At 53.9% G+C, this 3216-nt stretch carries 3 protein-coding genes and 1 pseudogene; all 4 read left to right on the top strand.

All coding sequences use genetic code 11. The features are described from left to right. A partial coding sequence (locus A3754_RS17060) for a plastocyanin/azurin family copper-binding protein (protein WP_231880670.1) occupies window positions 1–236 on the top strand: 236 nt, incomplete at its 5' end. An 88-nt stretch (window positions 237–324) separates the two neighbouring features. Then, window positions 325–2106, top strand: coding sequence for a copper resistance system multicopper oxidase (locus A3754_RS17055; RefSeq protein ID WP_063508768.1), 1782 nt, complete (start codon window positions 325–327; stop codon window positions 2104–2106). Beyond that, window positions 2103–2852 carry a copper resistance protein B gene (locus tag A3754_RS17050; protein WP_011588644.1) on the top strand — a complete coding sequence of 250 codons (750 nt, stop codon included), beginning with the start codon at window positions 2103–2105 and terminating at the stop codon, window positions 2850–2852. The genes A3754_RS17055 and A3754_RS17050 overlap by 4 nt, the downstream gene beginning before the upstream one ends. 129 nt (window positions 2853–2981) lie before the next feature. Further along, window positions 2982–3216: pseudogene (locus A3754_RS26235) on the top strand (amino acid permease); the annotation flags it as partial.

Below are 3216 nucleotides of genomic sequence, written 5' to 3'. Positions count from 1 at the left end.
TGATGATGGTAGAGCACGGCGTGATTCAGGGCGGGAAGCTGAATCACGACATGATGAGCATGGACATGGGCAACGGAAAAACCATGAAGCATGACGATCCAAACAGCGTGTTGCTTGAGCCCGGACAGAGCAAGGAAGTTGTCTGGAAGTTTACGGAAAAAGGCGACATTGAGTTCGCATGCAACGTGCCAGGCCACTACCAGGCCGGCATGTACGGTGACGTTAACTTTGAGTAAACCGGCGTACTGACAACCCCGCGAATGCACGGGTTGGGACTGTTTTCCAGCCCTGCTTCAACGAAGTGCAGTTTGGAGTAAGAAAAAGATGAAAACACGCCTACTGACAGGACTTTTAAGCCTGCTGATGCCAGCCATGGTTATGGCTGGTGAGTACGACCTGACGGTCGACCGGGTAAAAATTGATACTGGCGATTTCGTGAAAGAAGGCATTGGATACAATGGCGTATCTCCGGGGCCGGTGATGCGCTTCAAAGAAGGCGAAAACGTCAGGATCAACGTGACCAACAATCTGGATGAGATGACGTCCATTCACTGGCACGGTCTGATCCTTCCTTTCGATCAGGATGGAGTACCAGGTATCAGTTTCCCGGGCATCAAGCCGGGTGAAACCTTTACCTACGAATTTCCCATCCAGCAAGCGGGCACCTACTGGTTCCACAGCCACTCTGGTTTTCAGGAGCCGGATGGCGCCTACGGTTCCATCGTTATCGAACCCGAGGGGCGTGAACCGTTCCGTTACGACCGCGAATACGTCGTCCAATTGACCGACAAACACCCGCATTCCGGTGATCGCATCATGCGCAACTTGAAAATGATGACTGATTATTACAACCGCGATCAGCAGACCGTGGGCGAGTTTTTCTCGGATGTGTCCGAGAACGGTTTTATGAACACAGTTCGGGATCGCATGGCCTGGGGTGGCATGCGCATGATGAAAGCAGACGTCGAAGACGTGCATGGCTTTACGGGCCTGATCAATGGTAAAGGGCCGGACCAGAACTGGACCGGACTCTTTGAGCCGGGCGAGCGCATCCGGCTGCGTTTTATCAACTCTTCGGCGATGACCTACTTCGACATCCGGATTCCCGGTCTGGATATGACGGTTGTCCAGGCTGATGGCAACAACGTTCAGCCGGTCAGTGTGGACGAGTTCCGGATCGGTGTAGCGGAAACCTACGATGTGATCGTGCGCCCGAAAGATGAGCAGGCTTATACCATTTTTGCCGAATCCATGGGACGTTCAGGCTATGCAAGAGCGACGCTGGCCCCCGAAAAGGGTATGGAAGGGTCTGTGCCACCAATGCGTGAACCAGCGCGTCTGACCATGGCTGATATGAGCGGTATGCCCGGTATGGACCATGGCAGCATGTCTGGCATGGATCATGGGAACATGGATATGAGCAGCTCGGGAGATATGTCCGGGATGGACCACTCCAACATGGGCAGCATGGATCATTCCAATATGGAAGGTATGGATCATTCCAACATGAAAGATATGGATCATTCGGGCATGTCCGGCATGGACCATGGTTCCATGGCGATGGGGACAGAAGAAAAAAGCGATCCTTTTTACGCCAAGGGCAGTGGCCTCATGCCCAAAGCTGCCAATGGCGGAAAGTTCCTCTCTTACGCTGACCTGAAGGCTCAGGATCCGTTGTATGAAGTTCGCGAGCCGACCCGGGAAATTGAGCTTCGTTTGACCGGCAATATGGAGCGGTATACCTGGAGCATTAATGGCGTCAAGTATGAAGACGCCGATCCGATTCGTCTCAAATACGGTGAGCGGGTCCGTTTCAAGTTTGTCAACGAAACCATGATGACTCACCCCATGCACCTGCACGGTATGTGGTCCATCCTTGATGTTGGCGCAGGCCAGTGGAACCCGATCAAACACACGGTCAGTGTGCAGCCCGGCACCACCGTTTACATGGAAACCGAGGTCGACGCGCCCGGTCAGTGGGCGTTCCACTGTCACCTGTCCTATCACGCGGCCGCTGGTATGTTCCGCAAGGTCATTGTTGAAGGTGGGCCAGAGTCGACGCAGGCCAAAACAGACGTGATTGCCAAAGATGGAGGTGAGGTATGAGCTGTATTCGATCAATTGTCGCAGTCAGCTTCCTTGCCTCTATTGGTGTCTCAACGGCGGTGACAGCTCAGGAAATGATCTCCGACACCACCGCTCGTAAACAGCCGCTCACAACCTGGGGTGTTCAATTCGAGGAGTTTGAATACCGCTACAGCGACGATGACGAGGAACTGGGCGTCTGGAATGCGGATGCTTTCTATGGCACCGACGAGTTCAAAGTCCGGTTGCTCACAACCGGGGAGTACGAGATAGAGGAGCAGGCCTACGAAACACTGGAAAACCAGCTGGTCGGCCAGATCCCCATCTCCAAGTTCTTCGACGCCAAAGCGGGCGTACGTTTCGATACGCCCGAGGGGCCGGACCGTACATATGCCGTTCTCGGTGTAGCCGGGCTGGCTCCCCAATGGTTTGAGATCGATGCAAACCTGTATGTCAGTAAGGATGGCGATACGTCAGCCGAACTGGATGCAGAGTACGAGCTGCTTCTCACCAACTACTGGATTCTGGCGGCAACGCTGGATGCCACGGTTGCGTTTAGCGAGGACCGGGAAATTGGCGTTGGTAAAGGACTGGTTTCTACTGAAACCGGACTCAGGTTGAGCTATGATCTGATCGACCGTGCGTTCTCGCCTTATGTGGGCGTGGTGCATGAGCGCAAATACGGCGATAGTGCCGACTTTGCCGAAGCGGACGGCGGCAGTACAGCAGATTGGTTTGCTGTGATTGGAGCGCGCATCGCACTCTGATCAGGTACTTAGGGGCTAAAGATATTTCTTTGGCCCGTTTTTCTCGACATTGATGCAAGTGAGATCTACCCAAGCCAGCATTGGCTATTTATTGAGTATCAAACGCCGTTCAAAACAACAGGAGGTTGTATGAGCAGCACGCACGACAGAACCACGCGCTATCAGAAAGGCAGTCTTACACTTCCGGGAACTGTTATGCTGGGCACCGGTGTCATGATTGGCGCCGGTATCTTCGCCCTTACCGGGCAGATGGCGCAGATGACTGGCGTTCTTTTCCCGTTGGCGTTTCTGGCCGCGGCGGTAATCGTAAGCTTCAGTGCCTATTCCTACATCAAAATTTCCAATGCCTACCCGTCAGCCGGGG

The sequence above is a fragment of the Alcanivorax sp. HI0083 genome (assembly GCF_001635175.1).
This window is presented reverse-complemented; position numbering and strand designations above follow the sequence as displayed.